Origin of the sequence: Leclercia sp. S52, from assembly GCF_039727615.1 — a bacterium.
Classification (GTDB): Bacteria; Pseudomonadota; Gammaproteobacteria; order Enterobacterales; family Enterobacteriaceae; genus Enterobacter; species Enterobacter adecarboxylatus_B.
This window is the reverse complement of record NZ_CP152474.1, coordinates 1,983,343-2,004,079: the sequence shown is the minus strand read 5'-3', so window position 1 is coordinate 2,004,079 and position 20,737 is coordinate 1,983,343. Positions and strand designations below refer to the sequence as shown.

Annotated in this window: 17 protein-coding genes, 3 pseudogenes and 1 other annotated feature; of the genes and pseudogenes, 8 read left to right on the top strand and 12 right to left on the bottom strand. The window is 58.5% G+C overall.

The window, feature by feature from the left end; genetic code table 11:
• Positions 1-56 precede the first annotated feature (56 nt).
• Positions 57-2,435, bottom strand: a complete 2,379-nt coding sequence (gene ppsA / locus AAHB66_RS09615) for a phosphoenolpyruvate synthase (RefSeq protein WP_347116022.1) — start codon at positions 2,433-2,435, stop codon at positions 57-59.
• A 338-nt stretch (positions 2,436-2,773) separates the two neighbouring features.
• On the opposite strand from ppsA, the gene AAHB66_RS09610 reads away from it, so the two are divergent.
• The 8 genes and pseudogenes from AAHB66_RS09610 to AAHB66_RS09575 all read left to right on the top strand — a co-directional run bounded on the left by AAHB66_RS09610 (position 2,774) and on the right by AAHB66_RS09575 (position 10,919).
• Positions 2,774-3,607 (top strand): pyruvate, water dikinase regulatory protein, encoded by an 834-nt coding sequence (locus AAHB66_RS09610; protein ID WP_142489193.1) that lies wholly within the window; start codon positions 2,774-2,776, stop codon positions 3,605-3,607.
• A gap of 154 nt (positions 3,608-3,761) precedes the next feature.
• Positions 3,762-4,808, top strand: a complete 1,047-nt coding sequence (aroH, locus tag AAHB66_RS09605; protein WP_347116021.1) for a 3-deoxy-7-phosphoheptulonate synthase AroH — start codon at positions 3,762-3,764, stop codon at positions 4,806-4,808.
• A gap of 156 nt (positions 4,809-4,964) precedes the next feature.
• Positions 4,965-5,201 (top strand): hemin uptake protein HemP, encoded by a 237-nt coding sequence (gene hemP / locus AAHB66_RS09600; RefSeq protein WP_181247255.1) that lies wholly within the window; start codon positions 4,965-4,967, stop codon positions 5,199-5,201.
• A 71-nt stretch (positions 5,202-5,272) separates the two neighbouring features.
• The gene (locus AAHB66_RS09595; RefSeq protein WP_347116020.1) at positions 5,273-7,258 is read left to right on the top strand and encodes a TonB-dependent hemoglobin/transferrin/lactoferrin family receptor; all 1,986 of its coding nucleotides are present in this window, start codon (positions 5,273-5,275) and stop codon (positions 7,256-7,258) included.
• 48 nt (positions 7,259-7,306) lie between these two features.
• Positions 7,307-8,335: a ChuX/HutX family heme-like substrate-binding protein gene (locus tag AAHB66_RS09590; protein WP_347116019.1), complete on the top strand. Its 1,029-nt coding sequence runs from the start codon at positions 7,307-7,309 to the stop codon at positions 8,333-8,335.
• The gene (locus tag AAHB66_RS09585) at positions 8,332-9,153 is read left to right on the top strand and encodes a hemin ABC transporter substrate-binding protein (RefSeq protein ID WP_347116018.1); all 822 of its coding nucleotides are present in this window, start codon (positions 8,332-8,334) and stop codon (positions 9,151-9,153) included. Before AAHB66_RS09590 ends, AAHB66_RS09585 begins: the two co-directional genes overlap by 4 nt.
• Positions 9,153-10,145 (top strand): iron ABC transporter permease, encoded by a 993-nt coding sequence (locus tag AAHB66_RS09580; RefSeq protein WP_347116017.1) that lies wholly within the window; start codon positions 9,153-9,155, stop codon positions 10,143-10,145. Before AAHB66_RS09585 ends, AAHB66_RS09580 begins: the two co-directional genes overlap by 1 nt.
• Positions 10,138-10,919: pseudogene (locus AAHB66_RS09575) on the top strand (heme ABC transporter ATP-binding protein). Before AAHB66_RS09580 ends, AAHB66_RS09575 begins: the two are co-directional and overlap by 8 nt.
• On the opposite strand, the gene selO reads toward AAHB66_RS09575, so the two are convergent.
• The 11 genes and pseudogenes from selO to rplT form a co-directional block, all read right to left on the bottom strand.
• The gene (gene selO / locus AAHB66_RS09570) at positions 10,916-12,358 is read right to left on the bottom strand and encodes a protein adenylyltransferase SelO (protein WP_347116016.1); all 1,443 of its coding nucleotides are present in this window, start codon (positions 12,356-12,358) and stop codon (positions 10,916-10,918) included. The pseudogene AAHB66_RS09575 and the gene selO overlap by 4 nt on opposite strands.
• Positions 12,359-12,419: 61 nt before the next feature.
• Positions 12,420-13,134, bottom strand: a pseudogene (locus AAHB66_RS09565) (EAL domain-containing protein).
• Positions 13,135-13,422: 288 nt separating this feature from the next.
• On the bottom strand, positions 13,423-13,887 hold the full coding sequence (locus AAHB66_RS09560; protein WP_347116015.1) for an NlpC/P60 family protein: 465 nt from the start codon (positions 13,885-13,887) through the stop codon (positions 13,423-13,425).
• Positions 13,888-13,959: 72 nt separating this feature from the next.
• Entirely contained in the window at positions 13,960-14,715 is a 756-nt protein-coding gene (gene btuD, locus AAHB66_RS09555) for a vitamin B12 ABC transporter ATP-binding protein BtuD (RefSeq protein ID WP_347116014.1), read from the bottom strand.
• Positions 14,715-15,266, bottom strand: coding sequence for a glutathione peroxidase (locus AAHB66_RS09550; protein ID WP_333849978.1), 552 nt, complete (start codon positions 15,264-15,266; stop codon positions 14,715-14,717). The genes btuD and AAHB66_RS09550 overlap by 1 nt, the downstream gene beginning before the upstream one ends.
• A gap of 36 nt (positions 15,267-15,302) precedes the next feature.
• A pseudogene (gene btuC, locus AAHB66_RS09545) lies at positions 15,303-16,284 on the bottom strand (vitamin B12 ABC transporter permease BtuC).
• A gap of 101 nt (positions 16,285-16,385) precedes the next feature.
• Positions 16,386-16,685, bottom strand: a complete 300-nt coding sequence (gene ihfA / locus AAHB66_RS09540; protein ID WP_006820203.1) for an integration host factor subunit alpha — start codon at positions 16,683-16,685, stop codon at positions 16,386-16,388.
• A gap of 4 nt (positions 16,686-16,689) precedes the next feature.
• On the bottom strand, positions 16,690-19,077 hold the full coding sequence (gene pheT / locus AAHB66_RS09535) for a phenylalanine--tRNA ligase subunit beta (RefSeq protein ID WP_347116013.1): 2,388 nt from the start codon (positions 19,075-19,077) through the stop codon (positions 16,690-16,692).
• A 15-nt stretch (positions 19,078-19,092) separates the two neighbouring features.
• Complete coding sequence (pheS, locus tag AAHB66_RS09530; RefSeq protein ID WP_347116012.1) at positions 19,093-20,076, bottom strand: phenylalanine--tRNA ligase subunit alpha; 984 nt, start codon at positions 20,074-20,076, stop codon at positions 19,093-19,095.
• Between the two features lie 41 nt (positions 20,077-20,117).
• Positions 20,118-20,241: a sequence feature (Phe leader region), on the bottom strand.
• A complete protein-coding gene (pheM, locus tag AAHB66_RS09525) occupies positions 20,192-20,236 on the bottom strand; it encodes a pheST operon leader peptide PheM (protein ID WP_001386830.1) in 45 nt (14 codons plus the stop codon). (Overlaps the previous feature by 45 nt.)
• 117 nt (positions 20,242-20,358) lie before the next feature.
• Entirely contained in the window at positions 20,359-20,715 is a 357-nt protein-coding gene (rplT, locus tag AAHB66_RS09520) for a 50S ribosomal protein L20 (protein ID WP_032617738.1), read from the bottom strand.
• Between the last annotated feature and the right edge of the window lie 22 nt (positions 20,716-20,737).

Here is a 20,737-nt window from a genome sequence, read left to right as displayed (position 1 = left end):
AATAAAAAAGGCGAGAACCAAAGTCCTCGCCTTTATGCGTTGCAGCAAGCGTGACGTTACTTGTTCAGTTCCGCCAGGCTCAGCCAGGTCTGCACCACGGTGTCCGGGTTCAGGGACAGGCTGTCAATCCCCTCTTCCATCAGCCAGGCCGCGAAGTCTTCATGGTCGGAAGGCCCCTGACCGCAGATGCCGACGTACTTGCCCTGTTTCTTCGCGGCGCGGATGGCCATCGACAGCAGCGCTTTCACCGCCTCGTTACGCTCATCAAACAGCGCGGAGACCACACCGGAGTCGCGATCCAGGCCCAGCGCCAGCTGCGTCATATCGTTGGAGCCGATAGAGAAGCCGTCGAAGTGTTCCAGGAACTGTTCTGCCAGCAGGGCGTTGGACGGGATCTCACACATCATGATGATTTTGAGTCCATTCTCGCCGCGCTTGAGTCCCTGACGGGCCAGCTCGTCGACAACCGCTTTCGCCTGATCGACGGTACGCACGAACGGCACCATGATCTCGACGTTGGTCAGCCCCATGTCGTTGCGCACGCGTTTCACCGCGTCGCACTCCAGCGCAAAGCAGTCGCGGAAGCTGTCAGAGACGTAACGACCGGCGCCACGGAAGCCCAGCATCGGGTTCTCTTCTTCCGGCTCGTAACGCTCGCCGCCCACCAGGTTGGCATATTCGTTAGATTTGAAGTCAGAGAGACGCACAATGACGCGTTTCGGATAGAACGCCGCACCCAGAGTGGCGATCCCTTCGGTCAGACGGCCGACGTAGAACTCCTTCGGCGAGTCGTAACCCTTCATCATCTCGCGGATCTCTTTCTGCAGCTTCGGATCCTGGTCGTCAAACTCCAGCAGCGCACGCGGGTGAACCCCGATCATGCGGTTGATGATGAACTCCAGACGCGCCAGACCGACGCCTTCGTTTGGCAGACAGGCGAAGTCAAAGGCGCGGTCCGGGTTGCCGACGTTCATCATGATTTTGAGCGGCAGATCCGGCATGGTGTCGACGCTGGAGCTCTTCACGCTGAAGTCGAGGATCTCGGCGTAGACGTAGCCGGTATCACCTTCGGCACAGGAGACGGTAACGTTCTGGTCGTCCTTCATGCGCTCGGTGGCGTCACCGCAGCCGACCACGGCCGGAATACCCAGCTCACGGGCGATGATTGCCGCGTGACAGGTACGACCGCCACGGTTGGTGACAATCGCCGCCGCCTTTTTCATGATCGGTTCCCAGTCCGGGTCGGTCATGTCGGTCACCAGCACGTCGCCCGGCTGGATGCGGTTCATTTCGCTGATGTCGTGGATCACCTTCACCGGGCCAGCGCCGATTCGGTGGCCGATAGCACGACCTTCCGCGATGATGTTGCCCTGGGCATGCAGCGTGTAACGCTCCATCACCTGACCACGGGAACGCACGGTTTCCGGACGTGCCTGGACGATAAACAGTTTGCCGGTGTTACCGTCTTTGGCCCACTCGATATCCATCGGACGGCCATAGTGTTTCTCGATCTGCACCGCCTGCTTCGCCAGCTCCTGCACTTCGGCATCGGTCAGGGAGAAGCGGTCGCACTGCTCCTGCGGCACATCTTCAATCCGCACCTGCTTGCCATGCTCCTGGGTTGGAGCGTAGATCATGCGGATTTTTTTCGAACCCATGGTGCGGCGCACGATAGCCGGGCGATCGGCTGCAAGGGTTGGCTTGTGAACGTAGAATTCGTCCGGGTTGACGGCACCCTGCACCACCATCTCGCCCAGACCCCAGGCGGAGGTGATAAAGACCACCTGATCGAAACCCGATTCGGTATCAATAGAGAACATCACGCCTGACGAGGCCAGATCCGAACGCACCATGCGCTGCACGCCTGCCGACAGCGCAACGCCGCGGTGGTCATAACCCTGATGCACGCGATAGGAGATCGCGCGGTCATTAAACAGGGAGGCAAACACATGTTTTACCGCCACCAGCACGGCATCGTAGCCCTGCACGTTGAGGAAGGTCTCCTGCTGCCCGGCGAAGGAGGCGTCCGGCATATCTTCTGCGGTGGCAGAGGAGCGCACGGCAAAGGAGGCCTGCGCATCATCAGCAGAGAGCTGGTTGTAGGCGTCGTGAATGGCTTTTTCCAGTTCAGGCTGGAAAGGTGTATCGATGATCCACTGGCGGATCTGGGTCCCGGCTTTGGCAAGCTCAGAGACATCATCAATGTCCGTGTTATCCAGTAGTTCGTAAATGCGCTGGTTTACGCCGCTTTGATCCAGAAAATAGTTAAAAGCATCGGCGGTGGTAGCAAATCCATTCGGTACGGAGACACCCATACTGGACAGATTCGTAATCATTTCACCCAGGGAGGCATTTTTGCCTCCAACTCTGTCTACATCATTCATGCCGAGTTGGTTATACCAAAGCACCAGCGGTGACGAGCCATTGTTGGACATCGAAACAATCCTTTTATGATATATGAACGGGTTTTAAGAAACTCCTTACTGCGTATTTATACTGTCATATTTATTCGCGCTAAAAAAACGGTGAATCGTGTAAGCACTTTTATTTTTTAGCTTTTCAGACTGTTCCCGCTTAAATGCTAACCTAATGATTCCTATGGATTCCCACAAAAAAACTCAGACTTTAGGGTGATTTTGAAAAATGAAACACCCCTTTCATTAAAAATAAAAATAGCGTTTCATTTTTAATTTCCGGCCCACTCTGACTGTTGTATTTTACTTTTTTAATTTATGCTTTCAGTCAATTACATCTGATATACAGAGTGTGCAAAATGGATAATGCTGTCGATCGCCACGTTTTTTATATTTCCGATGGTACGGCGATCACCGCCGAAGTGTTGGGCCATGCGGTGATGTCGCAATTCCCGGTTTCTATCAACAGCATCACGCTGCCGTTCGTGGAAAACGAGAGCCGCGCCAGAGCGGTGAAAGATCAAATTGACGCCATTTTCCAGCAGACCGGTGAGCGTCCACTGGTGTTCTACTCGATTGTGATCCCGGAAATCCGCAATATCATTCTGCAAAGTGAAGGCTTTTGTCAGGACATTGTGCAGGCGCTGGTGGCCCCGCTGCAGCAGGAGCTGAAGCTGGACCCGACCCCGGTGGCGCACCGCACCCACGGTCTGAACCCGGCAAATATCATCAAGTATGACGCCCGTATCGCCGCCATTGATTACACCCTCGCCCACGATGACGGCATTTCGATGCGTAACCTCGATCAGGCCCAGGTCATTCTGCTCGGCGTCTCGCGCTGCGGGAAAACCCCGACCAGCCTCTATCTGGCGTTGCAGTTCGGGATCCGCGCCGCAAACTACCCCTTTATTGCCGACGATATGGATAACCTCGTCCTCCCGGCGGCGCTCAAGCCCCTGCAACATAAGCTCTTTGGCCTCACCATTAACCCGGAACGGCTGGCGGCGATCCGCGAAGAGCGCCGTGAGAACAGCCGCTACGCCTCGATGCGCCAGTGCCGGCTGGAGGTGGCCGAAGTCGAGGCCCTGTACCGGAAGAACAACATTCCGTGGCTGAACAGTACCAACTATTCGGTAGAAGAGATCGCCACCAAAATCCTCGACATTATGGGCCTCAACCGTCGCATGTACTAATCGACTAGTACATCAGTCCGTAATCCTTTATACTCCCACCCCACAACAGGGCACCGCTTGTGCCCTGCACTTGAATTCAGCGGGGATTGGTTTAAGGTGATGCCCATCACTTCCCGGTAAGTTACCGTTGAAGCACTACATTCTGAGAAATACCATGAACAAAACCGATGAACTGCGCACAGCGCGTATCGATAGCCTGGTGACGCCAGCTGAACTGGCCCAGCGGTACCCTGTTTCTGCGGCAGTGGCAGAAAACGTGACAACGTCACGCAAACGTATTGAAAAAATCCTCAACGGTGAAGATCGCCGCCTGCTGGTAATTGTTGGCCCCTGTTCTATTCACGACCTTGATGCTGCAATGGACTATGCCCAGCGCCTGAAGGGGCTGCGGGATAAACACCATGCCCGCCTGGAAATCGTGATGCGCACTTACTTCGAGAAGCCGCGCACCGTAGTGGGCTGGAAAGGGCTGATCTCCGATCCCGATCTGAACGGCAGCTACCGGGTCAATCACGGCATTCAGCTGGCGCGCAAGCTGCTGTTGCAGGTCAACGAGCTGGGCGTGCCTACCGCTACTGAATTCCTCGATATGGTGACCGGACAGTTTATCGCCGATCTGATCAGCTGGGGAGCCATCGGGGCCCGCACCACCGAAAGCCAGATCCACCGTGAAATGGCCTCGGCGCTCTCCTGCCCGGTGGGCTTTAAAAACGGTACCGACGGCAATACCCGCATCGCGGTAGACGCCATCCGCGCCGCCCGCGCCAGCCACATGTTCCTGTCGCCGGACAAGAACGGTCAGATGACCATCTATCAGACCAGCGGCAACCCGTACGGCCACATCATCATGCGCGGCGGCAAACAGCCGAATTATCATCCTCAGGATCTGGCGGAAGCCTGCGATACCCTGCGTGAATTCGACCTGCCCGAGCAGCTGGTGGTCGATTTCAGCCACGGCAACTGCCAGAAACAGCACCGCCGTCAGCTGGACGTCTGCGATGAGATTTGCCAGCAGATCCGCAACGGCTCAACCGCTATCGCCGGGATCATGGCCGAAAGCTTCCTGCGCGAAGGCACGCAGAAAGTGGTGGTCGGTCAGCCTGTCACCTACGGTCAGTCGATCACCGACCCTTGCCTGAGCTGGGAAGATACCGAGGTCCTGCTGGATAAACTTGCCTCCGCAGTCGACAGTCGTTTTTAAAAGCCATGCCCGGTGGCGCTACGCTTACCGGGCCTACGTATCGCTTTTGTAGGCCGGGTAAGGCGTAGCCGCCACCCGGCTTTTTTGCATCCCCCTCTTTCACTCACCTCACTGTTTTTTCATAAAAGGCTTGCCGTCAAAATCGATTTGTTGATAATGATTATCATTGTTACATTGATTGCTATTTTGAAAAACATTATGTCACGTATGGATAACACTGCAGCAACGCTCACTCGTCCTGAAGACAAAACACAGCCTGCCCCAGGCGCAACCGATCGCCGTATCGACAGTAAACAGCTGTTGGGCGAAGAGGGCCGCGTCATTATTGAGCATGACGGCCAGCACTACCTGCTGCGTCAGACACATGCCGGAAAACTGATCCTCACAAAATAACTATCCCCGCCAGCCACCCAGGTTCCCCCCCAGGCAGCCAGCGCTTTTCACTTTTAAATGGAGAGTGGCTCATGCCATACCTGAATACCGCGTCTTTACGCCCGTCGCTGCTGGCGCTGGCGATTGTCAGTGCCCTGCCGGGAGCGGCGGTTGCCGCCACCGACGACATGACCGTTACCGCCACCGGTAATGCCCGCAGCGCCTTTGAAGCCCCGATGATGGTCAGCGTCATTGACGCCACTGCCCCGGAAAATCAAACCGCCAGCGCCGCCGCTGACCTGCTGCGCTACGTGCCCGGCCTGACTCTCGACGGCACCGGGCGCACCAACGGTCAGGACGTCAATCTGCGCGGCTACGATCGTCGCGGCGTGCTGGTGCTGGTGGACGGCGTGCGTCAGGGCACCGATACCGGTCACCTGAACAGCACCTTCCTCGATCCGGCCCTGATTAAGCGTATTGAGATCGTGCGCGGGCCGTCCGCCCTGCTGTACGGCAGCGGCGCGATGGGTGGGGTGATCGCCTATGACACCGCCGACGCGAAAGATCTGCTTCAGGCCGGACAAACCAGCGGCTACCGCGTGTTTGGCACCGCCGCTACCGGCGATCACAGCCTCGGCATGGGCGCCAGCGCCTTTGGCCGCACCGACAGCCTCGACGGCCTGGTGGCCTGGTCGAGCCGGGATCGCGGGGATATCCGCCAGGGCGGCGGCGGCACCGCGCCGAACGACGAATCGATCAACAATATGCTGGCCAAAGGCAGCTGGCAGATCGATCGGGCCCAGTCCCTGAGCGGCTCGCTGCGCTATTACAACAACGCCGCGCAGGAACCGAAAAACCCGCAGACCATCGAGGCGGACGACAGCAGTAACCCGATGACCGACCGCTCCACCATCCAGCGTGACGTCCAGCTGGGGTATCACCTCGCGCCGGAGGGCAACGACTGGCTGAATGCCGATGCCCGCCTCTACTGGTCTGAGGCACGAATCAATGCCCAGAACATCGACGGCACCGGCGAATTCCGCCAGCAGACCACCAAAGGCGGCAAAGTGGAGAACCGCACCCGCCTGTTCGCCGACTCCTTCGCCTCGCACCTGCTGACCTATGGCGGGGAGTATTACCGTCAGGAGCAGGAGCCGTCCGGCGCAACGACTGGCTTCCCGGATGCGAGTATCGATTTCAGCTCCGGCTGGCTGCAGGATGAGATCACCCTGCGCGATCTGCCTGTCACCCTGCTGGGTGGCACCCGCTACGATAACTACCGCGGCAGCAGCGATGGTTATGAGGATGTGGATGCCGATAAATGGTCCTCGCGCGCCGGGATCACCGTATCGCCGACCGAGTGGCTGATGCTGTTCGGCTCGTATGCCCAGGCCTTCCGCGCCCCGACGATGGGCGAAATGTATAACGACGCCAAACACTTCTCCATTGGCCGGTTCTACACCAATTACTGGGTGCCGAACCCGAATCTGCGCCCGGAAACCAACGAAACCCAGGAGTATGGGTTTGGGCTACGCTTTGACGATCTGCTGCTGGCTGACGATGCGCTGGAGTTCAAAGCCAGCTACTTTGATACCCATGCCAAAGATTACATCTCCACCGCCGTCGATTTTGCCGCCGCCACCACCATGTCGTACAACGTGCCGAACGCCAAAATCTGGGGCTGGGACGTGATGGCGAAATACTCCGCCAGCCTGTTCAACCTCGACGTGGCCTATAACCGCACCCGGGGCAAAGACACCGACACCGGGGAGTACATCTCCAGCATCAGCCCGGACACCATCTCCAGCAAGCTGGATGTTCCGCTGGCGCAGAGCGGCTTTAGCGTCGGCTGGATCGGCACCTTTGCCGATCGCTCCACTCACGTGAGCAGCAGCTACAGCCACCAGCCGGGCTATGCGGTGAATGATTTCTACGTCAGCTATCAGGGCCAGCAGGCGCTGAAAGGCGTGACCACCACCCTGGTGCTCGGCAACGCCTTCGATAAAGAGTACTGGTCGCCGCAGGGCATCCCGCAGGATGGCCGCAACGGCAAGATTTTCGTGAGTTATCAGTGGTAATCACCCTGCCCCGGTTCCGCCGGGGCGTTTATCCGGAAGGAAGAGACAATGAATCACTACACACGCTGGCTTGAACTCAAAGAACAGAATCCCGGGAAATACGCGCGTGATATCGCTGCCATGATGAACATCAGCGAAGCCGAACTGACCTGGGCCCGGGTGGGCCACGATGCCTGGCGTCTGCACGGTGAAATCCGCGACATCCTCGGCGCGCTGGAAGCGGTGGGCGAAACTAAATGCATCTGCCGCAACCAGTATGCGGTTCATGAACAGGTGGGCACCTTTACCAACCAGCATCTGAACGGCCATGCCGGACTGGTGCTTAACCCGCGCGCGCTGGATCTGCGCCTGTTTCTCAACCAGTGGGCCAGCGCGTTTCATATCACCGAGACCACCCCTCGCGGCGAACGCCAGAGCATTCAGTTTTTTGACCATCAGGGCGATGCCCTGCTCAAGGTCTACACCACCGATAACACGGACGTGTCGGCCTGGGGCGACCTGCTGTCCCGCTTTATCTTCGCCGATAACCCGCCGCTGGCGCTGAAAGCCGCCGAACCGGCAGCCAACGTGGCCAGCGCTGACGCCGCGAAGGTGGACAGCGAGTGGCGTTCCATGACCGACGTGCATCAGTTCTTCGGCCTGCTGAAGCGCCACAGTCTGACCCGGCAGCAGGCGTTCCGGCTGGTGGGTGACGACCTCGCCTGCAAGGTGGAGAACAGCGCCCTGGCGCAGCTGCTGAATACTGCCCGTCAGGACGGCAACGAGATCATGATTTTCGTCGGCAACCGCGGCTGCGTACAGGTCTTCACCGGCGCGATCGAGAAAGTGATCCCGATGAAGGGCTGGCTGAACATCTTCAACCCGGCCTTTACCCTGCATCTGCTGGAAGAGACCATCGCCGAGACCTGGGTGACGCGCAAACCGACTGCCGACGGGCATGTCACCAGCCTCGAACTCTTTGCCGCCGACGGGACGCAGATCGCCCAGCTGTACGGTCAGCGCACCGAAGGCGAGCCCGAGCAGAGCCAGTGGCGTTCACAGATCGACGCCCTGACGGTAAAAGGGCTGGCCGCATGAAAACACTGCTCGCCCTGCTTGTGGCGCTACCGCTGGCCGCCATCGGCGCGGGACAGGAGAGGATCGTCGCCCTCGGCGGCGACGTGACGGAGATTGTTTACGCCTTGGGGGCAGAAGGTTCGCTGGTGGCGCGCGACAGCACCAGCCAGTGGCCGGAGCAGGCCACCTCCCTGCCGGACGTGGGCTACCTGCGCCAGCTCAATGCCGAGGGGATCCTGGCGATGCGTCCGACGCTGGTGTTAGCCAGCGCCCAGTCGCAGCCTTCGCTGGCGCTGAAACAGGTCGGGCAGAGTCACGTCAGCGTGGTGACGGTGCCGGGCAGCAACGCCCTGACCGTCATCGACGAGAAAGTGCGGGTGGTGGCCGAGGCGACGCACCGCGTTGCCGAAGGGGAAGCTCTGCGTAAGCGCCTGCAGCAGGAGCTGGCCGCGCTGCCCGCCACGCCGATCGATAAGCGGGTACTGTTTATCCTCAACCACGGCGGGATGACCGCTATGGCCGCAGGACAGGAGACCGGGGCCGATGCGGCGATCCGCGCGGCCGGTCTGCACAACGCGATGCAGGGGTTCTCCCGCTACCAGCCGCTCTCTCAGGAAGGGGTCATTGCCAGCCAGCCTGACCTGGTGGTGATTTCCCGGGACGGCGTAAAAGCGATGGGCGGAGAAGCGAATCTGTGGAAGCTGCCGGGTCTGGCGCAAACCCCTGCGGGGCGTAATAAACAGGTGCTGCAGATTGACGATATGGCGCTGCTCGGGTTCAGCGTGCGCACCCCACAGGCCATTGGACAGCTGCGCAGCAAAGCCGGGCAGCTGCCCTGATGTCTCGCCGGATCGGCTATTCCCTGTGGGGGCTGGCAATGGCGCTGGCGCTGATGACGCTGTTAGCCACCGGGTTTGGCGCGTTGCGCCTGCCGGTGTCCCTGCTGTGGAGCGGCAGTGACGAGGCGCTGCGCCAGATCTGGCTCACCATTCGCCTGCCGCGGGTGCTGCTGGCGCTGGTGATTGGCGGCTCGCTGGCGCTGGCGGGCTGCGTGATGCAGGGGCTGTTTCGCAACCCGCTCGCCGACCCCGGTTTGCTGGGGATCAGCAGCGGTGCCGCCTGCGCCGTCGCCCTGTGGGTGGTGTTGCCCGTCACCCTCCCCGCCCTGCTGATGCTCTACGCCCCAATGCTGGCGGCCTTTCTCGGCGCGCTGGCCGCCACAATCGTAATCTTCCTGCTCAGCCAGCAGCGGGAGAGTTCCCTCTCGCGTCTGCTGCTGGTGGGGATCGCCATCAACGCCCTGTGCGGCGCGGCGGTGGGCGTGCTCTCCTGGGTGAGTAACGACGCCCAGCTGCGCCAGCTCTCGCTGTGGGGGATGGGCAGCCTCGGCCAGGCCCAGTGGTCCACCCTGCTGGCGGTGACCTCTTTGATGATCCCCACCGTGCTGGTGATCTGGCGGCAGGCATCGGCCCTGAATCTGCTGCAGCTCGGGGAGGAGGAGGCGCACTATCTAGGTATCGACGTGCGCATCGTCCAGCGGGTTTTGCTCCTGTGCAGCGCCCTGCTGGTGGCCGCCGCGGTGGCGGTCAGCGGGGTAATAGGTTTTATTGGCCTGGTAGTGCCGCACCTGATGCGCATGTGGCTGGGGTCGGATCACCGGGCGGTGATCCCCGGTTCGGTGCTGGCGGGCGCCTTTCTGCTGCTGATTGCCGATACCGCCGCGCGCACGCTGGTCGCTCCGGCGGAGATGCCGGTGGGGTTGCTGACCAGCATTCTCGGCGCGCCCTGGTTCCTGTGGCTTATTTTCCGTCGTGGAGGCCAGCATGGCTGAATCCTTAGTTGCTGAAGGCTTGTCTTATCGCGTCGCAGACCGGACGGTGGTGCGCGACGTCTCGCTGTCGCTCGCGCCGGGTGAACTGGTCGCGCTGATCGGCCCCAACGGCGCGGGGAAATCGACCCTGCTGCGTCTGTTAACCGGTTTTCTCAGGCCGGATACCGGGCGCTGTCTGCTGGACGGGAAGACGCTGGAAACGTGGAGTACCCGGGCGTTATCGCGCCAGCGGGCTGTGATGCGCCAGCACACCCTACTGGGCTTTGACTGGCCGGTGGAGGCGGTGATCGGAATGGGACGTTCCCCCCTGGACATCGCAGTCCGAGCCCCAGATCGTCAGCGAGGTGATGCAGCTTACCGGCTGTCAGCCGCTGGCGGGTCGTCAGTATGCGGCCCTGTCGGGCGGGGAGCAGCAGCGGGTGCAGCTGGCCCGGGCGCTGGCGCAGCTGTGGTGCGATGGCGCGCCGCGCGGCTGGCTGTTTCTCGATGAGCCCACCTCGGCGCTGGATCTTTACCACCAGCAGCATCTGCTGCGGCTGCTTAAAACGCTGACTGCGGACGGGGATCTGCACGTCTGCGTGGTGCTGCACGATCTCAACCTGGCCGCCCTGTGGGCAGATCGGATCGTGCTCCTTCATAACGGCATGATTGTCTCTCAGGGGGGCACCGCAGCAGGTGTTACAGGCCGATGACCTGGCGCGCTGGTATGGCGCGCAGGTGCATGTGGGGCAGCATCCGTTGAACGCTACTCCACAGGTGTTTCTCGCGCCTTAGCTCGAGCAACTCACTTCCAGCCGCTTGCCCCAGTCGGGCGGGCGGCTGACATAGTCATCGCTGCGGTCGGCAAACGGCGTTCTCAGCGCCTCATGCAGTTGGTGCAGCTCGGCGTAATCGCCTTTCTCCGCCTGTTCGATGGCCCGCTGCGCCAGCCAGTTGCGCAGCACCATCGCCGGGTTGACGGCATTCATCTGCGCCTGACGCTCATCATCTGGGATATTCTCCTGCTGGAGGCGCGCGCGATACGTCGCAAACCAGTCATCAAAGGCCTGGCGGTCGATAAACTCGTCGCGCAGCGGTGAAGCGGAGCTGTGCTGCTCGGTTTGGCCCAGCATACGGAAGGTGCGGGTGTAGTCGCTGCCTTCCCGCGCCATCAGCGCAAACAGGTTATTGAGGATCTCGTTGTCACCCCGCTCCTGGGTCATCAGCCCCAGCTTGCGGCGCATCAGCTTGCCGTACTGCTGCAATAAGACCTCCTGATAGCCATCCAGCGCGTCGTTGAGCGCCTCAACCTCGATAAACGGCGACAGGGACTGAGCCAGCCGCTGCAGATTCCAGATGCCCACCGCCGGCTGATTATCGAAGCTGTAGCGTCCCTGATAATCGGAGTGGTTGCAGATATAGCCCGGCTGGTAGTCGTCGAGGAAGCCGTACGGGCCATAGTCGATGGTCAGGCCGAGGATCGACATGTTATCGGTGTTCATCACCCCGTGGGCAAAGCCAACCGTCTGCCAGCTGGCGATCAGGGCGGCAGTTCGCGCCACCACATCCCGGAACCAGAGGATGTATTTATCGGCATCGTCCTGCAACTGCGGCCAATGATGCCTGATGACAAAATCCGCCAGCTGGCGAACTTTCTCCGGCTCGCGGCGATAGTAGAAGTGCTCGAAATGGCCGAAGCGGGCGTGGCTCTGGGCAACGCGGATCAGCATCGCGCCCTGCTCCATGGTTTCACGCGCCACGGGGGTGTCGCTGGTGACAATCGACAGCGCCCTGGTGGTAGGGATCCCAAGGGCGTGCATCGCTTCTGAGGCCAGGCTTTCGCGAAGGGTCGAACGCAGCACGGCGCGCCCGTCGCCCATACGCGAATAGGGGGTGAGTCCGGCGCCCTTCAGGTGCCAGTCCATCGTTTGTCCGTTGGCCAGCTGCTGCTCGCCGAGCAGGATCCCCCGCCCGTCCCCCAGCTGTCCGGCCCAGACGCCAAACTGATGGCCACTGTAGACCTGGGCCAGCGGCTGCATGCCCGGCAGCAGGGTTTCGCCGCCAAAGACGCCAGCGCCTTGTTCAGGGCTAAACAGTGACTCCGGGATCGCCAGCTCGGCGGCCAGCGCCGTGTTATGCCAGATCAGGCGGGCATTATTGAGTGGAGTGGGTTTCAGAGCCGTATAAAAGCCGGGTAGTTCATCATGCCAGTGCGCGGTAAAAGACAGGGTCATAGGTCCTCCTGCTTTTAGTGTAGTGGGTTTATCAGAGGTTAAACACCGGGTAAGACAAGGGTTATCCCTGCACCAGGGAGGTAATGCGCTCAAGGGGAACGGCAGGCCACAAGCCGCCCTGCATGGCGCTGAAGCCAAATGCCGACAGCCGCTGCAGGGCAACGTCATCGTCCACGCCCGCCACCATCAGTGACTGACAGTAAGGCGAAACCTGGGTCACGATCGCCCGTAATAACAGTTCGAATGTATTATCTGTTAAATGTTGTTGAATGAAGTTTTTATCCAGCGCCACGCGTTTAAACATGCCATCAAAAATGGCTTTGGTGGAGGCATCACCGGCACCAAAATTGCCGAGCACCAGCGGAAAACGCAGGGCAAAGTCCATCAGGGCCGTATTCATATTGCCTTTATTCAGATCGGGATAATTCTCATTAATAGTGAACTCCAGCCACGGATGTTGTTCACATATTGAAACACCATTTTGTTCCACTATCAGGTATTCAACAATTGCCGGAGAGATATTTATCCATGCCGTAAGCTGTTGCTGAATAAAAAAGAGCTTGCAGCTATCGAGCATCGCCAGCTGTTCCTGAAACAGCATCAGCTCTTGCTCGGGAGAGAGGTACGGGCGCACCAGTTCGGTCGGAATGCGGACCTGGTTATCCACCCCGACAAAGTTCACGACTATTTCGAGGCCTTTAAGCGCCCCCCGAATCATGCCTTGCAGGGAGTAATAACAATTCAGACTGATAAGCAATATCCAGCATCACAATCATGGCGTCCGACCCGGTTTAAAGATGATACAAGACATCCTGAAACATATGCTGAAGCAATTCAACTTTATGGATTTTAATAAGATTAATTTCTTTCTTTCCATTAAATATTCGGATTTTCCTTAGTCCTGAAATAATCTTATCCTGGATACCGCTTAATAGCCAGTTATCCCTAACCCCCAGAATTGCATCAAATTAATTCAGCGGCTAAGTAATTCTTATCAATTAAAGGCCGCTAACTAATACCATTTACGGATGAAAGAGAATGTCGCGCCGTCCGGCGCGACAGGGTTATATGCGTCGGGCTTGCCAGAAATTCTTGCGCCAATAGACGTTATTAAGGGAGGAACGCATCACGCCTCGGCTGGTCGAGGCATGAATAAATTGATTATCGGTATCGTATATCCCGACGTGCAGTCCGCTTTCGCCGGAGCCGGTTTTGAAGAACACCAGATCGCCCGGAAGGAGGTCATCTTTATCGATTTCGGTGCCAATAGTCGCCTGCTGGCGCGTTTCACGCGGCAGCTGCAGCGCAAACTGGTCACGGAAGGTGAGCAGCACAAATCCCGAGCAATCAATTCCGCCACGCGTCATGCCGCCGTAGCGATAAGGGGTACCGCTCCAGTGATGCAATTGATCGTTGAGGCCTGCAATCACGGCGATAGAATCTGACAGCCGCGCGTTGGGTGGCGGTGCGCGATGGCTGCTGCATCCTGCAAGAAAAAGCGCGGCCACAAGGAGAAAACAGAATCGCATTCCAGACGAATCCTCTGATTTTTTGTGCTTTCCGTAATTTAGCCTGTGAATATGTCGCTACGCAACAAGCGGTTATTCCTGGGACGTCGAAATGATCATTCTGTGACCTTCGATATCCAGACGGCGGAACGACATGTCGTAGGCTTTAGCCAGATTTGGCGGCGTCAGCACGCTGTCGCGCGCGCCGCTGGCGATCAGCTGCCCCCGCTTCAGCAGCCAGACGCGATGGGCGTGGCGCAGCGTATGGTTCAGATCGTGGCTGCTCATCACCACCGCAATTCCCTCCCGGGACAGCGCGCTTAGCAGCCGGTCGAGCGCCACCTGCTGGGCCACGTCGAGACTGTTCATCGGCTCGTCCAGCAACAATAGCTGGCCGTGCGGGTTGCCGCGAGGATGAATTTGCAGGATCACGGCGGCGAGCCGCACGCGCTGCCACTCTCCGCCGGAGAGCTGGCTGACGTGGCGCGACAGCTTATCCTCAATTCCCAGCGCCTCTGCCACTTCACTGAGCAGCGTTTTTTGCTGATTGTCGTGCTGATGCAGCATCAGATAGTGCCAGACAGGCATGGCGAACGGGGCGGTTTGCTGCTGGGCCAGATAGGCCCTGCAGCTGGCCAGCGACGCAGGGGTCCACCGGGAAAGCGGTTCGCCCTGCAGCAGGATTTCACCCGGCCCGGTGCTCAGCCCGGCCATGCGTGCAAGCAGTGTGCTTTTACCTGCCCCGTTTGGGCCGACCAGGTGCAGGATCTCCCCCGCATTAACCTGGGCGGTAAGCGGCTGCAGACGCCCGCTTTCCGTCACCCCATTGAGCTGCATCAGTACCGACATTACTTCGCGAGCGCCAGCTTGATAGCTTCCATCAGGATCGGATCTTCAGGGGTCATATCCGGCGCAAAACGCTGGACCACTTCACCATCGCGGCCAATCAGGAATTTTTCGAAATTCCATAAGATGTCGTCAGGGTAGAGCGGCGCACGGCCTTTGCTCGCCAGGCGCTCATAAAAACCGCTGCTTTCAGGGGCAACAGCCACCGGGGCGGCGGCAATCAATTTTTGATACAGCGGATGACGTGCTTCGCCATTGACCTCGATTTTGCTGAACATCGGGAAGGTGATGCCATAGGTAGTGCTGCAGAAGGTTTTGATCTCCTCTTCGCTACCGGGCTCCTGGCCAAGGAACTGGTTGCACGGGAAACCGAGCACGGTAAATCCGTCCTTTTCCCATGCCTTGTGGATATTTTCGAGCTGCTCATACTGCGGCGTCAGGCCGCATTTCGATGCCACGTTCACCACCAGCAGCACCTTGCCTTTATAGTCCTCAAGGGTGGTGGTTTTGCCATCAATGGTCGTCACTTCGGTATTCAGAATATCGTTCGGCATAGCATTCTCTCAGGTTATGGTTCAGATGGGCTGTACTTAACGTCCGGCTTTTAAGAGTAGCCAGATAAACACGGGTGCGCCCAGTGTCGCCGTCACCACCCCAATGGGCAGCTCCGCAGCGTTGAGCGCCAGGCGCGCGATGATATCAGCGAAAAGCAGCGTTGCGCCGCCCGTCACTGCCGCAGCGGGCAATAACAGCCGGTGATCGGTAATACCACACAAACGCAGCATATGGGGAATGACAAGGCCGATAAATCCGATAGCGCCGGCCAGGGCCACGCTCACGCCCACCATCCAGCCGATGGCGACCACCAGCGTGTTGCGCCAGAAGGTGAGCGGCAGGCCGAGCTGACGGGCCGAAATCTCCCCCCAGCACCAGAATGTTCAGGGGTGATGCCTGAAAGCAGGCCCAGACGATGGCGGGTGCCAGCAGCAGCATCAGCCAGCCCTGCCCCCAGTCCACGCCGCCGAAGCCGCCCATCATCCAGTACATCAGCTGGCGCAGGTCAAAAGCGGTGGAAAAATAGACCGCCCAGGTCATCAGGGCGCTACAGATGATACCCAACGCCACTCCGGCCAGCAGCAGGCGGCTCACGGAGAGGTGACGACGGGCGAAACGCAGCAAAATGAGGGTAATGATCAGCGCCCCGGCGATGGCGCAGAGGCTTAAACTCCAGCCCGATAACGCTCCGCCGCCGAGCATGACGGCAGCAATCAGCCCTACCCCGGCGCCGTTCGATACGCCTAATAACCCGGGCTCCGCCAGCGGGTTATCGAACAGGGCCTGCATGATAGTCCCGCTGAGCGCCAGCGCCGCCCCCACCAGCACCACCGCCAGCGTGCGCGGCAGGCGGATTTGCCAGATAAACAACTCCCCACGGGGCGTAAACCACGCCTCAGGACCAATCCATAGATCGCCGGCGCACAGGCTCAAACCCAGCGCGATAGCCAGCGCCAGTGTCAGAACGAGCAATTTACGCAGATCGGAGCGGTACTGCTGACGGGCAAATTCGGGCATCGGAATCATTTTGCGGATGAATGATGTAACTGATTTTACGGTGGGTTTACAGCAGCGCAAAGAAAAAAGGCCGCATCTGCGGCCTTTTTGGTTAGATCATATCACTCTGCTTTGGGTGAGGCGTTTTCGACACGGCTTTTCAACTTCTGGCCGGGTCTGAAGGTCACCACGCGGCGAGCTGTAATGGGAATATCCTCACCCGTCTTCGGGTTACGGCCCGGACGTTGATTCTTGTCGCGCAAATCAAAGTTACCAAAGCCGGAGAGTTTTACCTGCTCACCATTTTCCAGAGCGCGACGGATCTCTTCGAAAAACAGCTCAACCAGCTCTTTGGCATCCCGTTTGCTAAGCCCAAGCTTATCAAACAGATATTCGGACATTTCAGCTTTTGTAAGCGCCATAGGTTCAATCCCTCAATGATGCCTGGAATCGCTCTTTTAATGCCTCTACACATTTGGCGACGGTAGCGGCAATCTCCTCTTCTTCGAGTGTACGGCTGGTATCCTGAAGGATCAGGCTGATAGCCAGGCTCTTAAAGCCCTCTGCTACGCCCTTGCCGCGGTACACGTCAAATAAGTTTACGCCAACTACCTGATTTACGCCAACTTTCTTACATTCGGCCAAAATATCTGCGGCAGGCACATTTTCGGCCACCACAACTGCGATATCACGACGGTTTGCAGGGAAGCGGGAAACGTCCTGAGCCTGAGGAATGACGCGGTCTGCGACCTTGTTCCACTCCAGTTCAAACGCCAGCGTACGGCCGTTAAGATCCAGCTTGCGCTCAAGCTCCGGGTGCACAACACCAATGAAACCAACGCGTTCACCTTTCAGATAAATCGCGGCGCTCTGGCCCGGATGCAGAGCCGGGATGGCTTCAGCACGGAACTCAATTTCGGACAATTTACCGGTCAAATCCAGCACCGATTCCAGATCGCCTTTAAGGTCGTAGAAATCGACGCTGTTTTTGCTCAGATCCCAGTGCTCTTCATAGCGGTTGCCGCAGATTGCGCCCGCCAGCATCAGATCCTGACGGATACCGAGGTTAGCCTGAGTGTCCGGCACAAAGCGCAGACCGGTTTCGAAGATGCGCACGCGGCTCTGCTGACGGTTCTGGTTATAGACGATGGTGCTCAGCAGGCCGGTCAGCAGCGACAGACGCATGGCGGACATTTCGCTGGAGATTGGGCTTGGCAGGATCAAGGCTTCCTGGCCCGGGTGAATCAGCTGCTGCACTTTCGGGTCAACGAAACTGTAGGTGATCACTTCCTGGTAGCCTTTGTCGTTCAGCATGGTTTTCACACGCTTCAGAGAGAGGTCGGCTTCACGATGGGAGCCCATCACCAGGCCAGCCTGCACCGGCTCATCAGGAATGTTGTTGTAGCCGTAAACGCGGGCCACTTCTTCCACCAGATCTTCTTCGATCTCCATATCGAAACGCCAGCTCGGTGCCACGGCGGTCCACTGGTCCTGACCTTCGGTCACTTCACAGCCCAGACGGCGCAGAATGTCGCTCACCTGCGCATCGGCAATGTGATGACCAATCAGGCGATCCAGCTTGCTGCGACGCAGAGTGATGGTCGCAGGCTTCGGCAGATGCGCGTCGCTGGTCACATCAATCACCGGACCGGCTTCGCCACCGCAGATGTCGATCAGCAGGCGGGTTGCACGCTCCATCGCTTTGTACTGCAGGGCCGGATCCACGCCGCGCTCATAGCGGTGAGACGCATCGGTATGCAGGCCATGACGACGGGCGCGGCCGGTAATGGACAGCGGGCTGAAGAAGGCGCACTCCAGCAGCACGTTCTGAGTTTCGTCGTTCACGCCGGAGTGGTCGCCGCCGAAGATGCCGCCCATCGCCAGCGCTTTGCCGTGATCCGCAATCACCAGGGTGTCGGCATTCAGTTTGGCTTCGCTGCCGTCCAGCAGGACCAGGGTTTCGCCCTCTTTCGCCATGCGCACCACGATCCCGCCTTCGATACGATCTTTATCGAACGCGTGCATCGGCTGACCCAGCTCCAGCAGGACGTAGTTGGTCACGTCAACCACCGCATCGATAGAGCGGATGCCGCAGCGACGCAGCTTCTCTTTCATCCACAGCGGGGTTGGTGCCTTAACGTTGATACCCTTCACCACACGGCCCAGGTAGCGCGGACAGGCGTCAGCGGCTTCAACCTGAATCGGCAGGGTGTCGTTGATGGTGGCCGCGACAGGCGCGATCTCAGGCGCGTTCAGTGCGGTCTGGTTCAGTACCGCCACGTCGCGGGCCACGCCGATAATGCCTAAGCAGTCGGCGCGGTTCGGGGTGACGCTGATCTCGATGGTGTTGTCATCGAGCTTCAGGTATTCGCGCAGATCGGTGCCAATTGGCGCATCCGCTGGCAGTTCAATGATGCCGGAGTGATCGTCGGAAATACCCAGCTCGGAGAAGGAGCACAGCATGCCTTCCGACGGCTCGCCGCGCAGTTTTGCCGCTTTGATTTTGAAATCGCCCGGCAGTACCGCACCAACGGTCGCCACGGCCACTTTCAGACCCTGACGGCAGTTTGCCGCGCCGCAGACGATATCGAGCAGGCGTTCGCCGCCCACGTTAACTTTGGTGACACGCAGCTTGTCTGCGTTCGGGTGCTGGCCGCACTCCACGACTTCACCGATAACCACGCCGTTAAAGGCACCAGCAACCGGCTCAACACCGTCCACTTCCAGGCCGGCCATGGTGATCTGGTTAGAGAGCGCCTCGCTGTCGAGCCCGGTGTTCACCCATTCGCGTAACCACAGTTCACTGAATTTCATTGTTCTGTCCTGCCCTTATTTAAACTGTTTGAGGAAACGCAGATCGTTTTCGAAGAAAGCGCGTAAGTCGGTCACGCCATAACGCAGCATGGTCAGACGCTCCATCCCCATACCGAACGCAAAGCCGGAATAAACTTCCGGGTCAATGCCGACGTTACGCAGCACGTTCGGGTGCACCATGCCGCAGCCCAGCACTTCCAGCCATTTGCCGTTTTTACCCATCACGTCAACTTCTGCGGACGGTTCGGTGAACGGGAAGTAGGACGGACGGAAACGAACCTGCAGATCTTCCTCAAAGAAGTTGTTCAGGAAATCGTGCAGCGCGCCCTTCAGGTTGGTAAAGCTGATGTTTTTATCAACAATCAGACCTTCCATCTGATGGAACATTGGGGTGTGGGTCTGATCGTAGTCGTTACGATAGACGCGGCCCGGGGCGATGATGCGGATCGGCGGCTCCTGCTCCTTCATGGTACGGATCTGCACGCCCGAGGTCTGGGTGCGCAGCAGGCGGGTAGCATCAAACCAGAAAGTGTCGTGGTCAGCACGCGCCGGGTGGTGGCTTGGGATATTCAGGGCATCGAAGTTATGGTAATCGTCTTCGATTTCCGGGCCGGTCGCCACGGTAAAGCCGAGCTCACCGAAGAAACTTTCAATGCGGTCGATGGTACGGGTGACCGGGTGCAGACCACCGTTCTCAATACGACGACCCGGCAGGGAGACATCGATCGTTTCGGCAGCCAGACGGGCGTTCAGCGCGGCGCTTTCCAGCGCGTTTTTACGCTCGTTCAGCACCTGCTGAACCTGCTCTTTGGCTTCGTTAATCACCGCACCTGCAGCCGGACGCTCTTCTGGCGGCAACTCACGCAGGGTAGTCATTTGAAGGGTCAGGTGCCCTTTCTTGCCCAGATATTCGACGCGGACATTGTCTAACGCGGCAACATCTGAGGCCTGGTTAATGGCGGCCGTTGCACTGGCAACCAGCTCTGCGAGATGTGACATGGTTTTCCTCGTTATGTAGCGATATTTACAAGCGTCAGATACAAAAAAAAGCCTCCATCAGGAGGCTTTCTGGCGCTGTTTTCCGTTTCGTCTTTCACGCGCTAGCCTCCTGATGTCAGGTGCTAAAGTAAAAGAAGAAGCGGAAAATAGCAGCATTCATGCTTGCATTACCTTGTGTGGTAAGGGACCTAACGCCTTATTGAAAAGGGTCGCCGGAAAATTGTCAACGTTTTGATGCTGTTGAAACGAAAAGAGGGAGCAGAGCTCCCTCTTTCAACTGGCTTATGCCAGAGCTGCTTTCGCTTTTTCGACCAGAGCGGTGAACGCTACTTTGTCGAATACTGCGATGTCAGCCAGGATCTTACGGTCGATTTCAACAGAGGCTTTTTTCAGGCCGTTGATGAATTTGCTGTAAGAAATACCGTTCTGACGTGCTGCTGCGTTGATACGCGCAATCCACAGTTGACGGAACTGACGCTTACGTTGACGACGGTCACGGTAAGCGTACTGACCAGCTTTGATAACTGCCTGGAAGGCAACGCGGTATACGCGTGAACGCGCACCGTAGTAGCCTTTGGCTTGTTTCAAAATTTTCTTGTGACGTGCGCGGGCAACTACACCACGTTTTACGCGAGCCATATGTGCTCTCCTGTATCTATAT